Origin of the sequence: Pseudomonas abyssi, assembly GCF_003444685.1 — a bacterium.
Classification (GTDB): Bacteria; Pseudomonadota; Gammaproteobacteria; order Pseudomonadales; family Pseudomonadaceae; genus Halopseudomonas; species Halopseudomonas abyssi.
Map to the genome: position 1 here is coordinate 339,820 of NZ_LMAZ01000001.1, position 21,916 is coordinate 361,735.

Below are 21,916 nucleotides of genomic sequence, written 5' to 3' on the forward strand. Positions count from 1 at the left end.
CAAGTCAGAAGGTGGTGGAAGTGACCTCGAAATGCTGCTGGTCAATGCCGGCCACGTCGCGCCAGTCAATCTCGAACATCTCGCCGGGGCCGGCATCCATCAGGATGTAAAAGGGTTGCCCCGGCAGCGGCGTGCTGAAGCGAGAGCGGGTGTCCAGCACCCCGTCGGCCAGCGTCTCGCCACTGTAGGCCAGCACCCGCATGGCGATGCCGTCGGCGCTGGAGCCGTCATCGTAACCCCCCTGGCAGCTGATCTGTTGTGCCTCCAGCTGACAGCGGCAAACCGGTGTGTGGGCCTGGGCGGCGGTGGCGCACAGCAGGGCCCCCAGCAGCAATAGCAGTCTCATGGCTGTTCCTCGATAAAGCGCGCCAGCGCGGGGGACAGGCGTTCAATGGCAAAACGCTGTTGATGCACGCTGCCATCGTTGCCTTCCACGGTCAACCAGAGGCCATCCTGGATGCTGGCGGCCCGCGGTATGGGGATTTCCACCCGCTTCTCAGTGCCGCGACCGCCAAAGGCGTTGCCGGGGGCGCTGGTGTTGTGCGGCTGGCGAATCTTCAGTGAGGCCTGGCGGATATCGCGCTGGCAGGCGTCGCAAAAGCGGATCACAAAGGTTTTCAGCGGCACGCCCAGTGCAACGATCTCGGGGGCGTGCTTGTCCTGCTCGGCGAGGCTGAAGGTCCAGGGGCCAATCTGGCCGTGTAGCGCGTCGTCACGCAGCAGCGGCCGCTCCGGCGTGATGATCAACTGCCAGGTAAAAAGCACCAGCGGCGCGGCCAGCAGCAGGGCGCCCAGCGCGACTTGCCTGCCGCTTCGTGGTGCTGGCGTATAGGGCTTTTCAGAACGCGGCTTGGCCGCCTTGGTCACCGGTTGCCACGGCCAGTGCGGCAGGTAGAACACCAGCAGGAGACCGGCCACCGTCAGCCAGCCAAGCCAGGTAACCAGCCCCACATCGGCGTGCCACTGTTTGATGCCGATGGCCAGTGCGGCGGCCAGCAGCAGCCAGCCAAGGGCACGCAGCAGGCGACTGACAGCGGGCGGTAATTCGCGCCGTAGCAGGTGTTTGGCGTGTTTGGACATACCGGCAGCCAGGGTAACAAAGCCGGCCAGACTGAGCAGGAAAACACCGATATTCAGAGGCGTCACAGGCTGCCTCCGGCGGGCAACAGCCCCCAGCTGAGCAGCGTGCATACCGCGGTGGCGCCGAGCAAGCCAAGCCAGACAGTGCGCAGGCGCTGGCTGGCAAAGATCCAGATGATGATCAGCGTATAGAGCGCAAAGCTGAGCATGGTGCTGGCTGCTACCGCTTCTGCTTGCGGCAGGGGCCAGAGCAACGCCAGCAGAGTGCTGGCGGCGGAGGTCAGGGCGTAACCGCCCACTACGGCGGCCAGTACCCTGCTGGCGACCAGCCAGCGATAGCGTGCGCTTGCGGTCTGGCGAGCCATCAGCGTGCTCCCCCGGCCACGGCGCTGCGAGCGGCAGGTGCGGTGTCGGTGATTTTAGCCAGCCAGCGCCGCTGCACCTTGATCGCCATGTAGCCGAAGGCGGCGCCCAGGGCCAGCATGGTCAGGTCAAAGCCGGCCAGCGTCCAGTCGCCGGCGGGCAGCGTGACGCCCAGATGGCGGTCGGTGGTCAGGGCGTTGACCAGCGGCAGCAACGCGTAGGCCGTCGCTGCCAGCCAGAGCAGCTCGACCCAGGCCTTGCGGATATCACGAAACAGCGCGTAGATCAGGGTTTCGCCCCAGATCAGAAACAGGGCATTGACCTCCCAGCTGGCACGGTCGGCCAGCTCCACCGGCAGCAGCCGATTGGCCCAGAAATAGGCTGCCACGCCCGCCGGTAAGCCGGCGATGGTGGCGACGTTCAGCGCCTCGACCAGCCGATGCCCAAAGTGTGTGCCGGCGGCGGCGTGTTGCTTGCGGCGTTTGACCGTCCACAGCACCATGCCGGTGCCGATCATGCCGCAGCCCAGCAGCCCGGCGATAAAGTACAGCCAGCGCAGCCAGGGCTCGGCAAAGCGTCCCTCGTGCAGCGCATACATGACCTGCACGCTCTGTATCGTTGCGCTGTCTGCCGGTTCTGCCGGCAGGGGCTCGCCGGTGTTGGCGTGGAACGCGAGCTCGTGATTGTCTCGCCAGCGCACCGCGTCGCCGTACGCCCGGCCGATCTCTACCCGTGGCGGCTCGCCGCGATCATGCTGCACCAGCACCGCACGCAGCTGGGTGTCCGGCCCCCAGGTGCGCATGGCCTGCTTCATCATGTCCGCGATGGAGGCTTGCGGGCGTTCGACCGCCAGGTGCTCGTGGTCGTCGTACAGTTCGTCGTAGAAGCGCTGCATGGCGGCGCGGTCGGTGCCGTAGGTGGAGGCGACGGGGGCGGGCATGTAGTCCTGTGCAAAGAACATCAGCCCGCTGTAGGTAATCATCAGGAAAAACGGCAGGGCCATGACGCTGATGACATTGTGGGCGTCCAGCCAGGAGCGCTGACCCTTGCCTGGGCGAAAAGTAAAAAAGTCCTTGAAGATCTTCTTGTGGGTAATGACGCCGGTGATGATCGCCACCAGCATCAGCATGGTGCAGATACCGACCAGGCGAAAGGCCAGCGGGTAGTCGATGTAGTGCAGCGCGTAGTGCATGACGTACAGCTGACGCCCGCCGCCGGTGTCGCGTGGCTCGATGTCGGTGCGCAGCCCGCCGGTGGCCGGATCCAGTTGTTCACTGCCGCGCCTGCCACGCTCGTGGCCTTCCTGTGGCAGGGTGGTCCATTCGATGCTGTAGTCCTGCCAGGCGCGTTGGGCTTGTGCCCAGTGCGGCAGATTGATTGCCCAGAACTCGGCTTCAGGGGCGACCTGCTGCAGGCGATCCAGCCCGTTCTCGATCAGGGCAACGCGGTCGTATTCAAGCGGTGTGCCGGCCAGCGGCCGTTCCGGCTCCATCCAGCGGGTGATCTCGTAGTTGAAGTAGCCCGCTGTGCCGGTGACAAAGACAAAGAACAGCACCCAGGCGACGATCAGGCCGGTCCAGGTGTGCAGCCAGGCCATGCTCTGGCGAAATCCTTCTCTCATTGCTGTTCCACCTTTCTCGGGTTTTCCGTTTTGGCCTCAAGCCGCACTGGCGCTGGCGTTGCAGTGCGCTGTGTCGCATTTCTCGGCGGCGCGGCGCCGTCTTTTTTCGGGCTCTATGCTGATGACGAACGAGCGGCCCAAAAAGGGAATGGGCGAGCGGATTTTTTGCGTATCGGCTCAAACGCTTTTTTGATAGTAATTCTTATTTGCGGCGCGAGTGTAGCAGCAAGTGCCTGAAGCGAAAACCGCTGGCCCGGGCAAGCCGCCGGCGGATGCACTGGCGACTTGCCGCTACTGGGTCTCAGAAGCTCAGGCTGGTGCCCAGCGTCAGGGTTCTGGGCATGCCCTGGCTGAGGCTGTGATAGCCGGTGCTGGTCAGCCAGTAGGCTTCGTCGGTGAGGTTGTCCAGGTTGACCTTCAGCTCAACGTCGGTGTCGCCCAGCTGCATGGCATAGCGCGCGCCGAGGTCGTACAGGGTGAAGGCGTCCAGGTCGATGTTGCGTGCCTCATCCAGGCTGCGCTCGCCGGTATGGCTGGCACCTGCGCTAAGCACCCAGGCGGTGTTCGGGATCTGGTACTCGCCGTACAGCCGGTACTGCTGGTCCGCGGTGCCGACTATCTGCTGGCCCTCAAGCGCCGGGTCGGAGGTCTTGCGGTTTTCGGCGTCCAGCCACATGGCGCTGGCGCCGATCAGCACATCGGGGGTGAGGTGGCCGCGGGCGTTGAGTTCCAGCCCCTGGTAGCGGGCTATGCCATCCTGGCTGAAGACGTTGCTGGCGTCGGTGTAGGTCAGCGCCCGTTCCAGGCGAAAGAGCGCAGCACTGGCGGACCAGCGCTCACGGTCCATCTTCACGCCGATCTCGTGTTGCTCGCTGGTCATTGGCTCGAATACTTCGCCGGCATTGACGGCGGTGTCCGGGGCGACAGCACCCTGCTCGAAGGCTTCGATATAGCTGACATAGAACGAGGTCCAGTCCACCGGGCGATACACCAGCGCGACGCTCGGGGTGAGGGCGCTTTCGCGGTAGTCGCCATATTTGGCATCCAGCGTGCCGTGGCGTACCCCCAGAATCAGGTCGAGCTGCTCGCCGAAGCCCAGAGTGTCTGAAACGAACACTTCGGTGCGCTTGATGGACAGGTACTCGTTGTAGTCGGCATCCCCACGACTCAGACGAATGCCCGGGTCGGTAAAGTCCTGCGGGTTGGACAGATTGCCCGAGCCCAATGGGGTGGTGCTGGGGACCAGGCCGTTGCTATTGGACGAGGTGGTACGACCACTGGCGCCGCCGACGGTCACCTGATGGCTGATTGGGCCGGTGTCCAGATGTCCGCTAACCTGGCCCTCGAAGCCTTCGCTGGTGAACAGGTTGTTGTAGTGGTACAGCACGGCAGAATAGTTGCCGTCGGCGTCGGCAAACAGGCCGGGCAGGTAGGGGTTACGGAAGCTGTCGGAGTAGCGGTACGCCAGGCGCAGGTGCCAGTCATCGCCAATATCCCAGTTCAGGTCACTGCCCCAGGTGCGGTGGGATGACTCGTAGAACGCCCAGGACGGTGCCAGCCGCTTGTCGCCATCAATGGGGTCCAGTGGTTTGCCCAACGCGGTGCTGTAGGAGGCGTCGGCATTGGGCAGCAGGCGGAAGTAGCCACCATCGCTGACGCGGTTGGCGTAGAGGGCGTCGACCTGCCAGGTCAGCGCGGGCGTCAGCCGCCAGTCCAGCGCGAGGGAGGCGGATTTGCGCTTCGAGTCGTTGCCTGACACGTAGGTTTCGCCGTCCTGGCCGACCAGATTGATACGGTAGCCAAAGCGCTTGTCGTCACCGAAGCGCCCGCCGATATCGCCGTGCAGCAGTATCTGACCGTTGTCGGTGACCTGGCTGGTCAGTGTGCGGGTGAGCTCCTCGGTGGGCCGTTTGAGCACGTAGTTGATGGTGCCGCCAGGGCTGCCAAAGCCGTACAAAAAGGCGCCGGCACCCTTGAGTATGTCAACGCGCTCGATGTGCTCCAGCGGCAGGTCGGACGCACGGCTGCGCAGGGTCAGGCCGTCGAGCTTTTGCCCGGTATCAAAGTCGGGTGACAGGCCGCGTATCACCAGCGCGTTCTCGCTTTGCTGGTCATCGCTGGACGCAGCAACGGCAGCGTCGTAGCGGGTCAGGTCAGCGAGCGAGCTGATCTGCAGGTTGTCCATGTACTCACGCGAGTAGGTCGAGACGCTGAAGGGCGTGTCCTGCAGGCGGCGATTGCCGAGTGCGCCGACTCGGGCGCTGGACAGACGGTAGGCGCTGGCGGCGCTGCCGCCCTCGTCGACCTCGGCGCTGACGGTCATTGCGGGCAGGCTAGTCTGGGCGCTCTGGCGCCGCAGCGAATAGCTCGAACCGCCCTCATGCACCAGTTCCACGTTGCTGCCGCGCAGCAGTGTGGTAAAGCCTTCACTCAGGGTGTAGCTGCCCTGCAGGCCTGGGCTGCGCAAGCCATCCAGCAGTCTGGGTTCGAACGACAGGGTGACGCCGGAGGCGGCCGCGTAGCGGGCCAGCACGTCACTCAGCCGGCCGGCAGCCAGGTTGTGGGTCTGGCGGGCTTCGGCTGTCTGCGCCTGGGCTGGCAGCGTTAGCAGCAGCGGAGCTGTCGCCAGGCCGTTGATAGCCAGGGCCAGCGCGAGTGCGCGGCGGCCCGAGGGGCGGGGAGTGGCGGCGGTCATAAGGTATCCCTTTTGGCAGGTTGGCAGAGTCAGTACGTGTGGCCGTCGAGGCCCTGCTGAAAACGTCTCACTTGCTATACCGAACGAGATGAAAAAAGGTATCAGGCGGGTTTGATCGTGACCCACCACGGGCCCAGCTGGTGCACCCTGACGGGCAGCGTTTTCTGCAACAGGGCCAGGCTGGCGTCGGTATCGCGCAGGGAGAAAGCGCCGGACACGACGATGGCTGCAACCGCCGGGTCGCAGCGCACCACCCCGGAGCGATAGCGCCCCAGCTCCTCGGTCAGCGTGCCCAGCGGCATGTCGATAGCCAGCAGCATGCCCTGTTGCCACAACAGCGACTGCTCGTTGGCCGGCGTTGGCGCCGAAATGGCGCCCAGGCTGAGCTGCCGCTGCTGCCCGGCATTCAGCTCGACCTGCTGTGCAAGGCCGGCCCCGTGCAGCAGCGCTGTACCTGAGAACACGGCAACCCGGGTATCGCTGGCGCGCTGCTGCACGCTGAGGCGAGCATTGCGGGTCTCTATCAACCCTTCGCGGGTGCTGATGACCAGTGGCCGCTCGGGGGTGAGCGGGTCAGGCGCGGCGCTCAGCAGCAGCTCGCCCTCCTTGAGTTCCAGGCGCCGTTGCCGCGCGGTAAACGCCAGGTTGATGGCGGTCGCGGTATTCAGTACCAGGGTGCTGCCGTCGGCCAGCGTCAAGCGGGACTGTTCACCCGTCGCGGTGCGCAGGTCGGCCTGCCAGACGCCCCAGGGTAATTGCGAAACAGTCAGCGCGGCCAATGGCACACCCAGGGCCAGCAGTGACAGGGCCTTGAGCGTCTTGCGCCGATCCTGCGTGTGCCGCCGCTGCAGGGTCGGTCGGGCGATGTCGGCCGGCAGCTGGCCAAGGCTGCCGAGCAGCGACTCGGCGCGCTGCCAGGTCTGCTGGTGTGCATCGCTGCGCTGACACCACTGCTGCAGCCGCCGATGGTCGTCGTCGGTGGCCTCGCCACTGTGCAGCAGCGCCATCCAGTCGGCGGCTTCCTCCAATAAATTGTCATGTTGCCGGGCGCTGGTCATGGCTCGCTCACTCCAGCCGCAGACAGGCAAGAAAGGCGTTGCGCATATGGCGCTTGACCGTCGGCAGGGACACGCCGGTGTGCTCGGCAATCTCGGCGTAGCGCAGGCCGTCGAGCTGGGCGAGCAGGAAAATCTCCCGCGTCAGCGCAGGCAGTTGCTGCAGCGCTGCATCGACGCGCTGCAGGGCGTCGAGAATAAGCCAGCGGGTTTCCGGGGAGGGCGCCAGCGCCTCTGGCAGGGTGGCCAGGGTCTCCAGGTAGGCCCGTTCGATCTGTTGGCGCCGCCAGTGATCGATCATCAGGCAGCGCGCAATGTGCGTCAGCAGCGCGCGCACATCGGAGCCGGCGCGTTGTGGCTGGCGCGGCTTCGTCAGCAGGCGCACGAAGGTATCCTGGGCAAGGTCGGCAGCGGTCTCACGGCAGCCGGTCTGGCGCTGCAGCCAGGCGCGCAACCAGCTGTGATGGCCGCGATAGACGCTGGAAAGGGGTTCGCTGGAATGGCTCATGCGCAGGGTACGGTGATTTCTTTTTGAGAATGAGTCGCAGTTTACGTATGTGCCGGTCAATCCTGCAAGCCTCTGGCTGTTCGTATTAAAAGCAATTATCATTTGCAAGTGAAGTCGGCAAATCGGGCTTGCCAGTGAACAGTTCCAATCTAGACAGCGTCTTTATCAGCCAGCGCACCTCGCTGCTGCGCACCTTGCTGAAAATCGTCAAGAACACCAGCATCGCCGAGGAGCTGGTGCAGGAGACGTATCTGCGGGTGGCGCGCACGGTGCGTGACAAGCCGATTGATCACCTTGAACCCTTTCTTTTTCAGACTGGCCGCAATCTGGCGTTGGACCACCTGCGCCGTGAACGCATGCAGTCGCGCACCATGCTCGACGACGTGCCCCATGAGGTGGTCGAGGCAGTGGCCGCGCCGGCTTCCTCCAGCGAAGATAGCCTGCACGCTGCGCGCCTGCTGCAGCATCTGGGCAGCGCGCTGGATCAACTGAGTGCCCGTCAGCAGCGGATATTTGTGCTCAGCCGCCTGCATGGCATGAGCGCAGGCGATATTGCCGCCGAGTTGGGGGTATCGCCCAGCACGGTGCAAAAGGAGCTGAAATTGATCATGGCGCTGTGCGTGACGCTGATCGAGCGACTCACGCCCACGCCATGAGCCGCTTTCGCTCGTTCACCGCATAAGTCAGAATGAACACCCGTGATGACGAGAGCCGGCCGATGACCGAGCCCACTACCCACCCTGCCGACGGCGAGTCGCTGCAGAGCCAGGCGCTGGACTGGCTGCTGGCGCTGGAAGACGCCGACGCCGAGTGTCTGGCGCGCTTTGATGCCTGGCTGGCCGAGTCGGCTGCGCACCGGGCGGCCTTTGAGCACGCCCGCGCCTGTTGGCAGTCGTCAGCCCTGGTGGATGCGGCGGCGCAGCTGGAGGCCCGCACCACGCCCGCGCCACGGCGACGCTGGGCTGGCGCGCTGGCGCTGGCCGCCTCGGTGCTGCTGGCGCTGGGTGTGCTGATGCAGAGCAACCTGCTGCTCGACTGGCGCGCCGATCACGTGACGGCAGTCGGTCAGCGGCAAAGCCTTGATCTGGCCGACGGCTCGCAGGTGGTGCTCAATACCGACAGCGCGTTTTCCAGCGCTATCGACGGGCGCAAGCGCACCGCGAACCTGCTGCGCGGCGAGGCCTATTTTGACGTAGCACGCGACAGCGCGCGGCCCTTTGAGGTCAACGCCGGGCCGGTGCAGATTTCAGTGCTGGGCACCGCCTTTGCCGTGCGCTACCTGGATGACGCCACCGAGGTCAGTGTTGCTCACGGGCAGGTCGAGGTGCATGCGCGCAACAGCGGTGCGCGTATTCATTTGAGCGCCGGCGACAGCATTCGCATTGATCAGCAGGGTGCCGGCAATCGTGTACGCGGCAACGCCGCCAGCCAGCTGGCCTGGGTGCAAGGCCGCCTGGTGTTTGATGACCAGCCGCTCGGCGAGGTGCTGGCCGAGCTGCGGCGCTACTATCCGGGCTGGATCATCAACGCCAGTGGTCCGTTGGACAGCATGCGGGTAACCGGTAACTATCGGCTCAGTGATCCGGTCAGCGTCATGCGTTCGCTGGCGCAGGTGACCTCGGCCAACCTGCATGAATACCCGGCGCTGCTGATTCTCAACTGATCCTGGCTGACCCCGAGGCGGCCGGGCGGAGCCCGAGATCGGTGGCTGCTGGCCGGCTGCGCGCCCCCTCTCGCCAGACACGCCAAATTATTTTTACGCAATCTCGGCAGGTCGTTCGTCTCGTCAGGAAGTAATGCAAACCATTCGCATTGTTTGCCGTTCCACGACCCTGCAAAGAGATTCTCGATGACCGCTCAACCTCGCCGCGTCCTGTCCCGAACCCGCTCGACCACCAGTCTGTCGCTCCTGGCCCTGGCCATCTCCTGCGCCGCTGTGCCGCAGGCGTTCGCCGCCGACGCGCCCGCCGCTAACCTGCAGCAAAGCCAGGCGCGCTACAGCTTTGAGATTCCGGCGCAGCCGCTGGTGGCAGCGCTCAATGCCTTCAGCGATATCAGTGGCTGGCAGGTTGGACTGCAGGCTGATCTGGCGGCAGACCTGCAGTCCGCACCGGTCAGTGGCCGGCTGTCTCCCGAACAGGCGCTGACCGAGCTGCTGCGTGGCACCGGCGTGGGCTACCGCAGTGCGGGCCAGCGTAGTGTCGTGCTGGTGTCTGGCGAGCGGGCGGTCAACCTGCAGGCCATTACCGTGACCGCGACGCGTAGCCAGCGCATGGTTGACGAGGTGCCGAGCACGGTCAGTTCACTGGGCCGCGAGCAACTGGACCGTGACCTGGTCAATACCACGCGCCAACTGGTGCGTGGCGAACCGGGCGTCTCGGTGGGCGGCACCGGGCAGCGCTCGGGCATCACCGGCTACAACATTCGTGGCATCGATGGTGATCGGGTGCTGACCCAGGTAGATGGCGTCGAGATTCCCAACAGCTTTTTCAACGGCCCCTACGCCAACACCCAGCGTAACTATGTTGATCCGGAAATCGTCAAGCGGGTGGAAATTCTGCGCGGCCCGGCCTCGGCTCTGTACGGTAGCAGCGCCATTGGTGGCGCGGTCAGCTACTTCACCCTAGACGCCGACGATATCATCAAGCCCGGCCGCGACACCGGCGCGCGCCTCAAGGCCGGCTACAGCTCGGCAGATGAAAGCTGGCTGACCTCGGGCACCGTGGCCGGTCGTACCGGCAATCTTGATGCCTTGCTGCACCTGTCCCAGCGCAACGGCCATGAGACCGAGTCTTATGGCACTACCGGCGGCATCGGCCTGGATCGCACGGCCGCCAACCCGGAAGACGTACAGACCACCAACGTGCTGGCCAAAGTGGGCTGGGACTACAGCGACAACGGCCGCCTGCAGCTGACCTACGAGAACTACGAAGACGACCGCGATACCAATCAGCTCAGCGCTGTGGGCGGGCCATACAACGCCGGCAGCGGCTTTGGTTACTACGAGTCGCGTGAGGGTAACGACACCATTACCCGCGAGCGCTACAGCCTGGCGCACATGCTGGCGCTCGACAGTCTGCTGGCTGACAACCTGAACTGGAGTCTGAATTACCAGCTGGCCAAAACCGACCAGAGCACGGTAGAGCACTACGTCCCCAAGAACTTTTTCACTGGTGCAGTCAGCCGTGACGTACAGCGCTACCGCGATACCACCTACAAGGATCGGCAGTGGATGCTGGATCTGCAGCTGGACAAGGCGTTCAGCCTGGGTAGCAGCGATCACTTGCTGACTTACGGCGCGACGCTGAAGCGTCAGCAGGTGACCGGACTGCGTACCGGTTATGGCGTCTGCCTGCAGGCGATCAGCGCCAGTTGTCCGACCGCCGGCGCGATCAGCAGTAACGCCTCTGACACCCTGACCCCGCAGAGTGATTTCCCCGATCCGACCATCAAGGTCTACAGCCTGTTTGTACAGGACGAGATTCGCTGGAATCAATGGTCCTTCCTGCCGGGCCTGCGTTATGACCACACCCGTCTGTCGCCCGAGCTGACCGATGAGTTTCTGGCGACTGTCAGCAGCAGTGACGTGACCGACTACAACGATGATGACCGCACCTGGCACCGGGTATCGCCCAAGCTCGGCGTGACCTACCAGTTTGATGACCGCTACACCTGGTTCGGGCAATATGCCGAAGGGTTCCGCACGCCAACCGCCAAGGCCCTGTACGGCCGCTTTGAGAACCTGGCCGGCGGCTACACGGTGGAACCCAACCCGGACCTGGAGCCGGAGAAGAGCCGCGGCCTGGAAACCGGCCTGCGTGGCTACTTTGAGGCCGGCAACTTTGATCTGGCGCTGTTCTACAACGAGTACCGCGACTTTATCGACGAGAACGCCATTACCCCCGGCTACACCAGTGATACCTTCCAGACCCGCAACATTGCTCACGCCAGCATCCGTGGCGTGGAAGCCAAGGGCCGTCTGAACCTGGAGCACTTCGGCATGGCTCCTGGGCTGTATGCGCAGGGCTCGATTGCCTACGCCCGTGGCCGCAACGATGACAATGGCGCACCGCTGAACAGCGTAAACCCGCTGACCGGTGTGTTCAGCCTGGGGTATGAACAGGCCCTCTACGGCGGCGAGCTGGCCTGGACGCTGGTCAAACGCAAGACCCGCATCGACGAATCCAGCCTGAACATTCCCGATGGCACCACCAGCCAGTTCGCCAGCTCCGGCTTTGGCCTGCTGGACCTGACCGCCTACTACCAGGTGACGGACGATCTGGTGGTCAACGCCGGGCTGTTTAACCTGACCGATAAAAAGTACTGGCTCTGGGACGATGTACGCGGCTACGACAGCGTCGGCGAAGCGACCGTCACCAGCCCCGCCAACCTCGACCGCCTGACCCAGCCTGGCCGCAACGTTGCAGTCAATCTGGTGTGGGATATCTGATAGACCGGGCTGCACAGGCGGACAGAGCGACGCAGGTGCAGCCCATCGAACCGCTTCGGTTGTTGGCCTTGGCCGCCGCCCAGGAGCTGCCGTCGAGCCGCTTCTGCTTGCAAGCTGAAATGATAATTTCTATCATTCTCTGCTACGCACTCGACTCCGTCCGCTGGCGGGGCTGGTTGGTGCGTCTTTTCTTTCCATGACCGCCCCGGCTCGAGGGGCGGCCTGCAGGTGGGTGGCATGAAGGGTCCTTGGCTGGAGCAAAATCCATGATGGTCAGTGCGTCACGTGGCGCCATCATCTCGCGTATTCTGGCAGCGATTTTTGGTTGCTATGCCTTTGTCTGGGGTGTGGTTGCCCTGGGCGTCGCGGCGCTGCATGGCGCTGGGCTGGAGTACCACGCGGCCGAGCAGGCCATGATGATGCTGGCCTTTTTGCTTTACCTGGGGCTGTTTCTGTGGACCTTTGCCGCTGCCAGTGTGCGGCGAGTCTGGCTGGTGCTGGCTGTTGGCAGCGCGGTCATGCTGGCTGCCGCCTGGCAGCTGCAGCGCATGATCATCGGATAGGAGCACCGCCATGCTGAACAGTTTCCGCCAATCCATGGCCTGGGTGCATACCTGGTTCGGGCTGGTACTGGGGTTTGTGCTGATGGTCGCCTTCTTCTTTGGCGCGCTGTCCGTCTTCGACCGCGAGATCGACCGTTGGGCGATCCCGGAGACGCGTTTTGAGCCGCAGCCGATGCCGTCCTACGACAACCTGCTCAAACAGGTCTTTGCTGATCTCAAGCCTCACCCGCTGGATATGGCCGCGACCGCGGAACGGGTAATTGGCGATCTGCCGGCACCCGAAACCATGCCCATGGTCGGGCTATTTGCCTACACCACCCACCGTGACCCAGTGCTGCGTATTGGCGCCGAGTTCGCCATCCCCAACAAACCGATCGACCCCAAAGACGACCACCTGCACGTGCACGGTTGGGCCACCATCGACCCGCGTACCGGTGCGGCGCTGCCGGATGACCAGCTGAAAATCGGCAGCAACTGGTTCTATCCGATGCATTACAGCCTGCAGGTGCACTGGAAGAACATCGGCGTCTTTGTGGTGGGGCTGGCGGCGCTGGTCATGCTGGTAGCGCTGGTCACCGGCGTGATCATGCACCGCAAGCTGTTCAAGGAGTTCTTTACCTTTCGGCCGAAGAAGCGCACCCAGCGCAGCACCCTGGATCTGCACAATATGACCGGTGTGGTGGCGTTGCCCTTTCACTTCTTCTTCGCCTTCACCGGACTGGTGATCTTTGCCTCTTTCTACTATTTCCCGGTGTCCGGGACCCTGCTCAAACCGCTGCATGACCGGCACGAGGTCATTGAGGCCGAGCATACCGGGCTGCCGCATGACGAGGCGGGCGTGCCGGCCGAGCTGGCCTCGGTCGATGCCATGCTTGCCGAGGCCAAGCGTATCTGGGCCGAGCGTGACATGGCCGGTGAGGTGGGCCTGCTGATGATCGAGCATCTGGGCGACGCCAACGGTTATGTCAGCATCTATCGTGCCGGCAGTGACCGGGTGGCGCTGGTGGGTGAGGGTATCCACTTCAAGGCCAGCACCGGCGAGCTGCTGCGCGAAGAGCCACCGAGCGATCCGGTGGGCGCGGTCAATGAATTCCTGACCGGCCTGCATTTGCAGCATTTCGAACACTGGACCTTGCGCTGGCTTTACGTCGCTGGTGGCTTGCTGGGCTGTATCTGTATCGCCACCGGCTTTGTGTTTTTTGTCGAAAAGCGTAAGCAGGAACACGCCAAGCGCGGTCTGCAGGGCTGTCGACTGGTCGATGCCATGGCGGTGACCACGGTGACCGGCATGGTACTGGCGGCCGTGGCCATGCTGGTGGCCAACCGCTTGCTGCCCGACGCCATGCCCGGTCGTGGCGACTGGGAAAAGTGGACCTTCTGGGGCGTCTGGATGCTGAGTCTGCTGCACGCCCTCTGGCGCAGCGCTCCGGTGGCCCAGGCGCGCAGTAATCCGGCTTGGCGCGAGCAGTGCTGGGCGCTGGCGCTGGCCTGCGTGGCGGCGGTGCTGCTCAACTGGATCACCACCGGCGATCATCTGCTGAAAACCATGCTGCTGGAGCCCTACTGGGCGGTTGCCGGCGTTGACTTGAGTCTGCTGGCCTGCGCGTTGGTGTCGGTATTCACGGCGCGGCGCCTGGCACGCACCGTAGAGGTGAAGCAGGCCAGCCGGATTGGCGGGGTGGCGTATGAGTAACGCTGGACTATGGTTGCTGGCTGCGGCGGCCAGCATGTGGCTGGCCACCGGTTGGCTGGCCCTGTCGCTACCGGCACACTGGCGTCAGGTGTTCGTGGCCAATGAGGTGGCGCCGGGTTATCTGCGGCCCCTTGGCTGGCTGGCGTTAGGGGTGTCAGTGCTCTGTTGTTTCAAGGCAGACCACCCGTCAATGGCGGTGCTGGTCTGGTTTACCCTGTTGCCGGTTGCCGCTGTGGCCACGGCGATGACGCTAAGCTATCGACCGGCGCTGTTGCGTGTGGTTTGCCCAGTGTTTCTGCGCGCTCGCTAACGGCGCGCTTCCAGCGCCCGGAGAGGGCGTTCTGTCCGGGATGGAACCTTGGAAGGCGGCTTTGTCAGGTCGTCTTCGCATTAGGTAAAAGTGTGTAAATTCGCTAGGGCTGGCAAGGCTTATTGCCTAGAGTCCCTAGTGCTTAAAGCTATTCCCGGACTCTGACCTTTATGCCTTCTTCTGCTCTGTTCTCCCGTACGCGGGTCAAGTGGCTGCTGCTGCTTGCTGCCATCGTTGCTGCGCTGGTTTTCGCCTGGTATCAGTTTTCTGGTTCTGCCGCTCCGGCGCCCATGTCGCATCGCATGGCCTTTGGCGCGCCAGCGGTGGTGCGAGTGGAGCCTGCCCAGCGCAGCGAGCTGGACGTTCAGATCAAGTCTATTGGGACGGTAACGCCGCTCAATACCGTCATTGTCCAGAGCCGGGTCAATGGCGTGCTCGAGCGGGTGGTGTTCGAAGAAGGCGCCGCCGTTGAGCAGGGCGATCTGCTGGCCGAGGTGGACCCCTTGCCCTACAAGGCGCAGCTGGAGCAGGCTGAAGGCCAACTGCAGCAGAGCCGCGCCACGCTGGAAAACGCCCGTGCGGACCTGGCCCTGTATGAAACCCTGTGGGAGCAGGACTCCATCGCCCGTCAGCAATTGAGTGACCAGCGCGCCATGGTCAACGAACTGCTGGGCACCGTGCGAGCCAATCAGGCTGCCGTTGACGATGCCCGCCTGCAACTGTCCTGGACACGTATTACCGCACCGCTGGCCGGCCGCCTGGGGCTGCGCAAGATCGATCAGGGCAACCTGGTGACCGGCAGCGAGGCCGAGGGCATTGTCAGCATTACCCAAATGCAGCCGATTGCCGTCAACTTCACCGTACCAGAAGTAGACGTGCCGGCCTTGCGCAGCTCGTTCCGGGGTGAAGAGCCGCTCAAGGTCGAGGTACTGGACCGTAATGATCAACAGGTGATCGCCAGCGGCAACCTCACCACCCTGGACAACCAGATTGATACCGCGACGGGCACGCTGCGTGTCCGCGGCCAGTTTGCCAACGAGGATGAAGCGCTGTTCCCCAACCAGTTCGTCAATGTGCGTTTGCGCCTGAGTACCCTGCGCGATGTGGTCACCATTGCGTCGGATGCGGTGCAGTTCGGCAACAGCCGCACCTATGTCTACGTGGTAGAGGACAGCAAGGCCTATGTGCGTGAGGTCACGCTGGGCGCCAGCGCCGACGGCAGAATTGCCGTGACCAGCGGGTTGCAGGCCGGTGAGCTGGTGGTGCTGGAAGGGCTGGATCGCCTGCGCGACGGCAAGGAAGTCGTGATTCCTGACGTCGAGAATGAGGTCGCCACCGCCTCGCGGGCAACCGCGCCCGCGCAGCGTCCGGGCAACGGTGAGCGTCGCGGTCCGCGACCAGCCAATTGAGTACGCTGGCATGAAGAGCCTGTCTACGCCCTTTATTCTGCGCCCGGTAGCCACCTCGCTGCTGATGCTGGCCTTTATGGCCGCCGGCCTGCTGGCCTGGCGCCTGCTGCCGGTCGCTGCGTTGCCGCAGGTCGATTACCCGATTATTCAGGTCTTTACCTTCCAGCCGGGTGCCAGCCCGGAAATCACCGCGCGGACCATTACCGCGCCGCTGGAGCGTCACCTGGGGCAGATCCCGGGGCTTAAACAGATGTCATCGACCAGTTCCGGTGGCGCCTCGGTCATCACCCTGCAGTTTGATCTGGACGAAGACCTGGGCGTGGCCGAACAGGAAGTGCAGGCAGCGATGAACACCGCAGACAGCCTGCTGCCCAGCGACCTGCCGACACCGCCGATCTACCGCAAGGTCAACCCGGCGGACGCGCCCATTCTGACCTTGGCGATCACCTCTGACAGTCTGCCGCTGCCGGAGGTGCACGATCTGGTCGACACCCGCATGGCGCAGAAGCTGGCGCAGCTGTCCGGCGTCGGCATGGTGAGTCTGGCCGGTGGGCAGCGTCCGGCGCTGCGGGTGCTGATCAACCCGAATGCGCTCACGGCTTATGGCCTGAGTCTGGACAGCGTGCGCCAGAGCATCGCGGCGACCAACGTCAATCAGCCCAAGGGCAGCTTTGATGGCCCGACCCGTTCAACCATGCTCGATGCCAACGACCAGATTCGTTCGGTAGAGGACTACCGCAAGCTGATCATCACCTGGCAAGACGGCGCGCCGCTGCGGCTCGGCGATGTGGCGACCATTGTCGACGGCGCCGAGGATCGTTTTCTGGCCGCCTGGGCCAATAGCCAGCCGGCAGTGCTGCTGAACGTGCAGCGCCAGCCCGGGGCCAATGTGATCGATGTCACCGACAGTGTGCGTGCGTTGCTGCCGCAGCTGACCTCGACCCTGCCGGCGGCGGTCGATGTCGCGGTGCTGACCGACCGCACCCACAGCATTCGTGCCTCGGTCAGCGATACCCAGAAAGAACTGCTGTTTGCCATTGGCCTGGTGGTGCTGGTGACCTTCGCGTTTCTGCGCAGCCCCTCGGCCACCATTATCCCCAGCGTGGCGGTGCCGCTGTCACTGGTGGGCACCTTCGCCTTCATGTACCTGATGGACTTCTCGGTCAACAACCTGACCCTGATGGCGCTGACCATCGCCACCGGGTTTGTGGTGGATGATGCCATTGTCATGCTGGAGAACGTGGCCCGGCACCGGGAGATGGGCAAGTCGCCGATGCAGGCCGCGCTGGCGGGCGCTGGCGAGATCGGCTTTACCCTGATGTCGCTGACCTTCTCGCTGGTCGCGGTATTGATTCCGCTGCTGTTCATGCCGGATGTGGTGGGGCGGCTGTTCCACGAGTTCGCCATTACGCTGGCGGTGGCCATTGTCATCTCGCTGGTGGTCTCGCTGACGCTGACGCCCATGATGTGCGCGCGCATGCTGCATACCCCGCCGCAGGAGCACGCCGGTGGCTTTCTGCATGGCCTGATCGAACGCTATGGCCGCGCACTCGACTGGGTGCTGGAGCGCCAGCGCGCCACGTTGCTGGTGATGCTGGGCACCATCGCGTTGACCGGGCTGCTGTACCTGGCGGTGGACAAGGATTTCTTCCCGGTACAGGACAGCAACGTCATCCAGGTGATTACCGAGGCGCCGCAGGATATCTCGTTCAGCGCCATGGCCGAGCGTCAGCGCAATCTGGCCGTCGCCCTGCTGGAAGACCCGGCGATCGAGAACCTGTCGTCCTTCATCGGGGTCGATGGCAGTAACGTCACGCTCAATAGCGGTCGTTTGCTGATCAACCTGCCGCCGCACAGTGAACGCGACGAAAGTCTGTTTACCGTGATGGACCGGCTGCGCGAGCGCGCCGCCGAGGTGCCGGGCATTACTGCCTGGTTCCAGCCGGTGCAGGAGCTGACCATTGAAGACCGGGTCAGCCGCACCCAGTACCAGTTCAGTCTGACCAGCCTGGACAGTGACGAGCTGCGCGAGTGGGTGCCGCTGATGGTCGACGCGCTGAACGCGCGCCCGGAGCTGCAGGACGTTGCCTCTGACTTGCAGCAGCAGGGCCTGGAAGCCTATGTGGAGATTGACCGCGACGCCGCTGCGCGCCTGGGGCTGAGTGTCACCGACGTGGCCAACACGCTGTATAACGCCTTTGGTCAGCGCCAGATCGCGACCCTGTTTACCCAGGCCAACCAGTACCGCGTGATCATGGAAGTGGATCCGCAGTTTGCCGGCACGCCGGATAGCCTGCGCAACCTGCACGTTACCAGCGCCGCCGGCAGCTCCGTTCCGCTGGCCAGTGTCGCGCAGGTGCATCAGCGCAGCGCGGCGTTGCTGATCAACCACCAGGGGCAGTTCCCGGCGACGACCGTGTCCTTCAATCTGGCACCCGACGCTTCGCTCGGTGAGGCGGTCGAAGCGATTGAAAGCGTACAGCAGGAGCTGCAGCTGCCGGTCAGTGTGGAGTTGCGCTTCCAGGGCGCCGCCGAGGCCTTCCGCGCCTCCTTGAGCAATACCCTGTGGCTGATCCTGGCTGCAGTGTTGACCATGTATATCGTGCTCGGCGTGCTCTACGAGAGCACCATTCACCCGGTGACCATTCTCTCGACGCTGCCCTCGGCCACGGTCGGCGCCTTGCTGGCGCTGCTCTTGACCGGGCGCGCGCTGGACATGATCTCGGTAGTCGGCATCGTGCTGCTGATTGGTCTGGTGAAAAAGAACGGCATCATGATGGTCGACTTTGCCCTGGAGGCGCAGCGCAATCAGGGCATGAGCCCGCGCGAGGCGATTCACCGGGCAGCCCTGCTGCGTTTCCGACCGATTCTGATGACCACGCTGGCGGCGTTGTTTGGCGCGCTGCCGCTGATGCTGGCCAGCGGCTCGGGTGCCGAACTGCGCCAGCCGCTGGGGGTGGTGATGGTCGGCGGGCTGCTGGTTAGCCAGGTGCTGACGCTGTTCACCACGCCGGTGGTGTATCTGTTCTTTGATCGTCTGACCCGTCAGCGCACACCCGAGCCTGCGTCGACGCCCGAGCGCGCATTGTGAGCACCGAGACAGGCATGCTGCAGCGCCCGGTTGGCCTGTCGCTGCTGGCGCTGGCGCTGGTACTGGTCGGTCTGCTGTGCTGGCGTCTGCTGCCGGTGGCGCCCTTGCCTCAGGTCGAGGTGCCGATGATCGTGGTCACCGCCAGTCTGCCGGGCGCCAGTCCCGAGAGCATGGCAACGACTGTGGCGACGCCGCTGGAACGCGCGCTGGGGGCCATTTCCGGGGTCACCGAGATTTCCTCATCGTCCAGCCAGGGCTCGACCCAGGTGGCGCTCGCCTTTGAGCTGGACCGCGACCTTAACGAGGCGGCACGCGAGGTGCAGGCGGCAATCAACGCGGTACGCGGCGATCTGCCAGCGGGTATGCCCGGCAACCCCGAGTACCACAAGATCGACCCGTCGCAGGCGCCGATCATGGGGCTGGCGCTGAGTTCTCCCAACCTCTCACCCAGCGAACTGTACGACATTGGCTCGACCATTCTGGCGCAGAAGATCGCGCAGATTTCCGGCGTTGGTGAGGTGAGCGTGGGCGGTGCATCCCTGCCGGCGGTGCGGGTGCAACTGGATGCGGCTGCGCTGATGCATTACGGCATCTCGCTGGACGAGGTGCGCAGCGTGATCTCCAGCACTAACGCGCTGCGCCCGATGGGCGTGATCGAGCAGGGCAGTCACCGCTGGCAGGTGCAGACCAGCGAGGCGCTGCGCACGGCGGCAGCCTACCGCGAGCTGATCGTGCGCTATCAGGACGGCGCCGCCGTACGTCTTGGCGACGTGGCGCAGGTCACCGATTCGGTGGAAAACCGTTACAGCGCGGGCTTCCATAACGACCGCTCAGCGGTGATTCTCGATATCAGCCGCCAGAGCGGTGCCAACATTGTGGAAACCGTGGCCAATATCCACGAGCGCCTGCCGCAGCTGTACAACCTGATTCCGGCCGACGCCGAGCTGACGATCATCAGTGATCGCTCGCCGGTGATCCGCGCGACTCTGCGCGAGGCGCAAATATCGCTGCTGCTCGCTGCGTTGTTGGTGGTGATTGTGGTCTGGCTGTTCCTCGGTAACCTGCGAGCTGCGTTGATTCCTTCCACCGCCATTCCGGTATCGCTGATCGGCAGTTTTGTGGTCATGTACCTCTGTGGCTTCTCGCTCAACAACCTGTCGCTGATGGCGTTGATCGTTGGCGCCGGTCTGGTGGTGGATGACGCCATCGTGGTGCTGGAGAACGTCCAGCGGCATATGGCCAACGGGCTGTCTCCCCTGCAGGCGGCTGCCCGCAGCGCCCGCGAGCTGCGTTTTACCCTGATCGCCATGACCCTGGCGCTGGCGGTGGTGTTTGCTTCTATCCTGCTGCTCGGAGGTCTTATCCAGCAGCTGTTTCAGGAGTTCTCGATCACGCTGGTGGCGGCCATGCTGATTTCCCTGCTGGTGTCCCTGACCCTGACACCGGCACTCTGCGCGTTATGGCTCAAGCCTGGGCAGCACGCCGCGCCACAGGAGCAGGACAAGGAGTCGCTGTTTGCCAGTTTGCAGGACGGTTACGCACGCTCTCTGCGCTGGTTGCTACGCTTTCGTCCGGTTGCCATTGTGCTGCTGTTGGGCGCGATTGGCGCTAGCGCCTACTTGATGATCACTCTGCCGGAAGAGTCGCTGCCCCAGCAGGACAGCGGTCAGATCAACGGTTTTCTGCGCGGTGATGACGGCCTGTCCTTTCAGGTCATGCAGCCAAAGATTGAAGCCTACCGGCAGTACATCCTGCAGGACCCGGCGGTGGCGGACCTGACCGGCACCTCTGGTGGCGATCGGGGACTGACCAACACCCAGCTGTCGATCAAGCTCAAGCCACTGTCCGAGCGCGATGCGTCGGCGCAGGAAGTGGTCGACCGACTCCGGGCCAATGCGCCCAAGATTCCCGGCATCATGATGTTCCTGATGGTGCAGCAGGACCTGTTCTTCCGCCCGCCGTTTCGTAGCAGCGAGTACGAGGTGCTGCTGCGGTCGGACTCGCTGGAGGCCCTGAAACAGTGGTCGCGCACGGTGGCGCAGGCAATGGAACAGAGCCCGTTGCTGACCGACGTGGACTCCATGGACGGCGACGAGACTCGTCAGGTCGTGCTGGATATCGACCGTGAAGCGGCGCGGCGCCTGGGCGTGGATATGCAGACCATCGCCTCGGTGCTGAACAACTCCTTCTCCCAGCGCCAGGTCGCCACCCTGTACGACGAGCTCAACCAGTACCGGGTGGTGATGGAGCTGGCGCCACGCTATACCGAAAGTCCCGCCGTGCTGTCCCAGCTGGAGGCACTGACCAGCGATGGCCAGCGGGTGCCGTTCTCCACCTTTGCCACCTGGGATTACGGCATGGCCGAGGACCGGATCCGTCACGAAGGTCAGTTTGCCTCCCTCGGCATTGGCTATGCGCTGGCTGAGGGGGTGACGGACATTCAGGCGCGTGAAGCCATCGAGCAGATCCTCAACGACGTGATGCTGCCCAGCTCGGTGCACCAGGCGCCGCCCTCGGCCAATGACTTCGGCACCGCGCTGGACCCCTGGGTTTTTGTGGTGGTGCTGCTGGCTGTGTATCTGGTGTTGGGGGTGCTGTACGAGAGTACCCTGCACCCGCTGACCATTCTCTCTACGCTGCCGCCGGCCGGGCTGGGCGCGTTGCTGGCGCTGAAGTTTGGTGGCCAGAACCTCAGCCTGATTGCCATGCTGGGGCTGTTCCTGCTGATTGGCATTGTGATGAAAAACGCCATCATGATGATCGATTTTGCGCTGGAGCTGCAGCGTCGAGACGGCATGGCGCCGCGCCAGGCCATCGAACGTGCGGCGCTGGTGCGCCTGCGTCCGATTCTGATGACCAACCTGGCCGGTATGCTTGGCGCGGTGCCGCTGATTCTCGGTTTTGGTGAGGGCGCCGAGATGCGTCGTCCGCTGGGCATGACTATCTTTGGTGGTCTGGCCCTGAGTCAGTTGCTGACGCTGTACACCACACCTGCGGTGTACCTGTACCTGGAAAACCTCCGCCAGCGCGTGCTGCGTCGCCGCGCTGCGCCTGAACCCTCCGAATCCTCTGTCTGAA

The 21,916-nt window shown here is 63.9% G+C and carries 16 protein-coding genes; 9 read left to right on the plus strand and 7 right to left on the minus strand.

Annotation, left to right across the window (positions count from 1 at the left end):
* Window positions 1-4 precede the first annotated feature (4 nt).
* From ASB58_RS01650 to ASB58_RS01680, 7 genes are all read right to left on the minus strand, one after another.
* Window positions 5-346: a hypothetical protein gene (locus tag ASB58_RS01650; protein ID WP_118129126.1), complete on the minus strand. Its 342-nt coding sequence runs from the start codon at window positions 344-346 to the stop codon at window positions 5-7.
* Window positions 343-1,146, minus strand: a complete 804-nt coding sequence (locus ASB58_RS01655; RefSeq protein WP_181977846.1) for a DUF3325 domain-containing protein — start codon at window positions 1,144-1,146, stop codon at window positions 343-345. The genes ASB58_RS01650 and ASB58_RS01655 overlap by 4 nt, the downstream gene beginning before the upstream one ends.
* Window positions 1,143-1,445: an iron transporter gene (locus tag ASB58_RS01660; protein WP_118129128.1), complete on the minus strand. Its 303-nt coding sequence runs from the start codon at window positions 1,443-1,445 to the stop codon at window positions 1,143-1,145. The genes ASB58_RS01655 and ASB58_RS01660 overlap by 4 nt, the downstream gene beginning before the upstream one ends.
* Complete coding sequence (locus ASB58_RS01665) at window positions 1,445-3,064, minus strand: PepSY-associated TM helix domain-containing protein (RefSeq protein WP_118129129.1); 1,620 nt, start codon at window positions 3,062-3,064, stop codon at window positions 1,445-1,447. Before ASB58_RS01665 ends, ASB58_RS01660 begins: the two co-directional genes overlap by 1 nt.
* A 301-nt stretch (window positions 3,065-3,365) precedes the next feature.
* Window positions 3,366-5,759: a TonB-dependent siderophore receptor gene (locus tag ASB58_RS01670; protein ID WP_118129130.1), complete on the minus strand. Its 2,394-nt coding sequence runs from the start codon at window positions 5,757-5,759 to the stop codon at window positions 3,366-3,368.
* A 101-nt stretch (window positions 5,760-5,860) separates the two neighbouring features.
* Entirely contained in the window at window positions 5,861-6,817 is a 957-nt protein-coding gene (locus tag ASB58_RS01675; RefSeq protein WP_118129131.1) for a FecR domain-containing protein, read from the minus strand.
* A gap of 7 nt (window positions 6,818-6,824) precedes the next feature.
* Window positions 6,825-7,322, minus strand: a complete 498-nt coding sequence (locus ASB58_RS01680; protein WP_118129132.1) for a sigma-70 family RNA polymerase sigma factor — start codon at window positions 7,320-7,322, stop codon at window positions 6,825-6,827.
* A 134-nt stretch (window positions 7,323-7,456) separates the two neighbouring features.
* Here ASB58_RS01680 and ASB58_RS01685 point away from each other — a divergent pair, with 134 nt between their 5' ends.
* From ASB58_RS01685 to ASB58_RS01730, 9 genes are all read left to right on the plus strand, one after another.
* Window positions 7,457-7,978 carry an RNA polymerase sigma factor gene (locus ASB58_RS01685; RefSeq protein ID WP_096004044.1) on the plus strand — a complete coding sequence of 174 codons (522 nt, stop codon included), beginning with the start codon at window positions 7,457-7,459 and terminating at the stop codon, window positions 7,976-7,978.
* A gap of 32 nt (window positions 7,979-8,010) precedes the next feature.
* A complete protein-coding gene (locus ASB58_RS01690) occupies window positions 8,011-8,985 on the plus strand; it encodes a FecR family protein (protein ID WP_328587537.1) in 975 nt (324 codons plus the stop codon).
* Window positions 8,986-9,171: 186 nt separating this feature from the next.
* Window positions 9,172-11,772 (plus strand): TonB-dependent receptor, encoded by a 2,601-nt coding sequence (locus ASB58_RS01695; RefSeq protein ID WP_118129133.1) that lies wholly within the window; start codon window positions 9,172-9,174, stop codon window positions 11,770-11,772.
* Between the two features lie 266 nt (window positions 11,773-12,038).
* Window positions 12,039-12,335 (plus strand): hypothetical protein, encoded by a 297-nt coding sequence (locus ASB58_RS01705; RefSeq protein ID WP_202974577.1) that lies wholly within the window; start codon window positions 12,039-12,041, stop codon window positions 12,333-12,335.
* Window positions 12,336-12,345: 10 nt separating this feature from the next.
* Window positions 12,346-14,028, plus strand: coding sequence for a PepSY-associated TM helix domain-containing protein (locus tag ASB58_RS01710; RefSeq protein WP_118129135.1), 1,683 nt, complete (start codon window positions 12,346-12,348; stop codon window positions 14,026-14,028).
* The gene (locus ASB58_RS01715) at window positions 14,021-14,338 is read left to right on the plus strand and encodes a DUF3325 family protein (RefSeq protein ID WP_096003974.1); all 318 of its coding nucleotides are present in this window, start codon (window positions 14,021-14,023) and stop codon (window positions 14,336-14,338) included. Before ASB58_RS01710 ends, ASB58_RS01715 begins: the two co-directional genes overlap by 8 nt.
* 170 nt (window positions 14,339-14,508) lie before the next feature.
* Entirely contained in the window at window positions 14,509-15,747 is a 1,239-nt protein-coding gene (locus ASB58_RS01720; RefSeq protein WP_118129136.1) for an efflux RND transporter periplasmic adaptor subunit, read from the plus strand.
* A 10-nt stretch (window positions 15,748-15,757) separates the two neighbouring features.
* Window positions 15,758-18,838 carry a multidrug efflux RND transporter permease subunit gene (locus ASB58_RS01725; protein WP_118129137.1) on the plus strand — a complete coding sequence of 1,027 codons (3,081 nt, stop codon included), beginning with the start codon at window positions 15,758-15,760 and terminating at the stop codon, window positions 18,836-18,838.
* Complete coding sequence (locus tag ASB58_RS01730) at window positions 18,835-21,915, plus strand: efflux RND transporter permease subunit (RefSeq protein WP_407920647.1); 3,081 nt, start codon at window positions 18,835-18,837, stop codon at window positions 21,913-21,915. The genes ASB58_RS01725 and ASB58_RS01730 overlap by 4 nt, the downstream gene beginning before the upstream one ends.
* Window position 21,916: the final 1 nt, after the last annotated feature.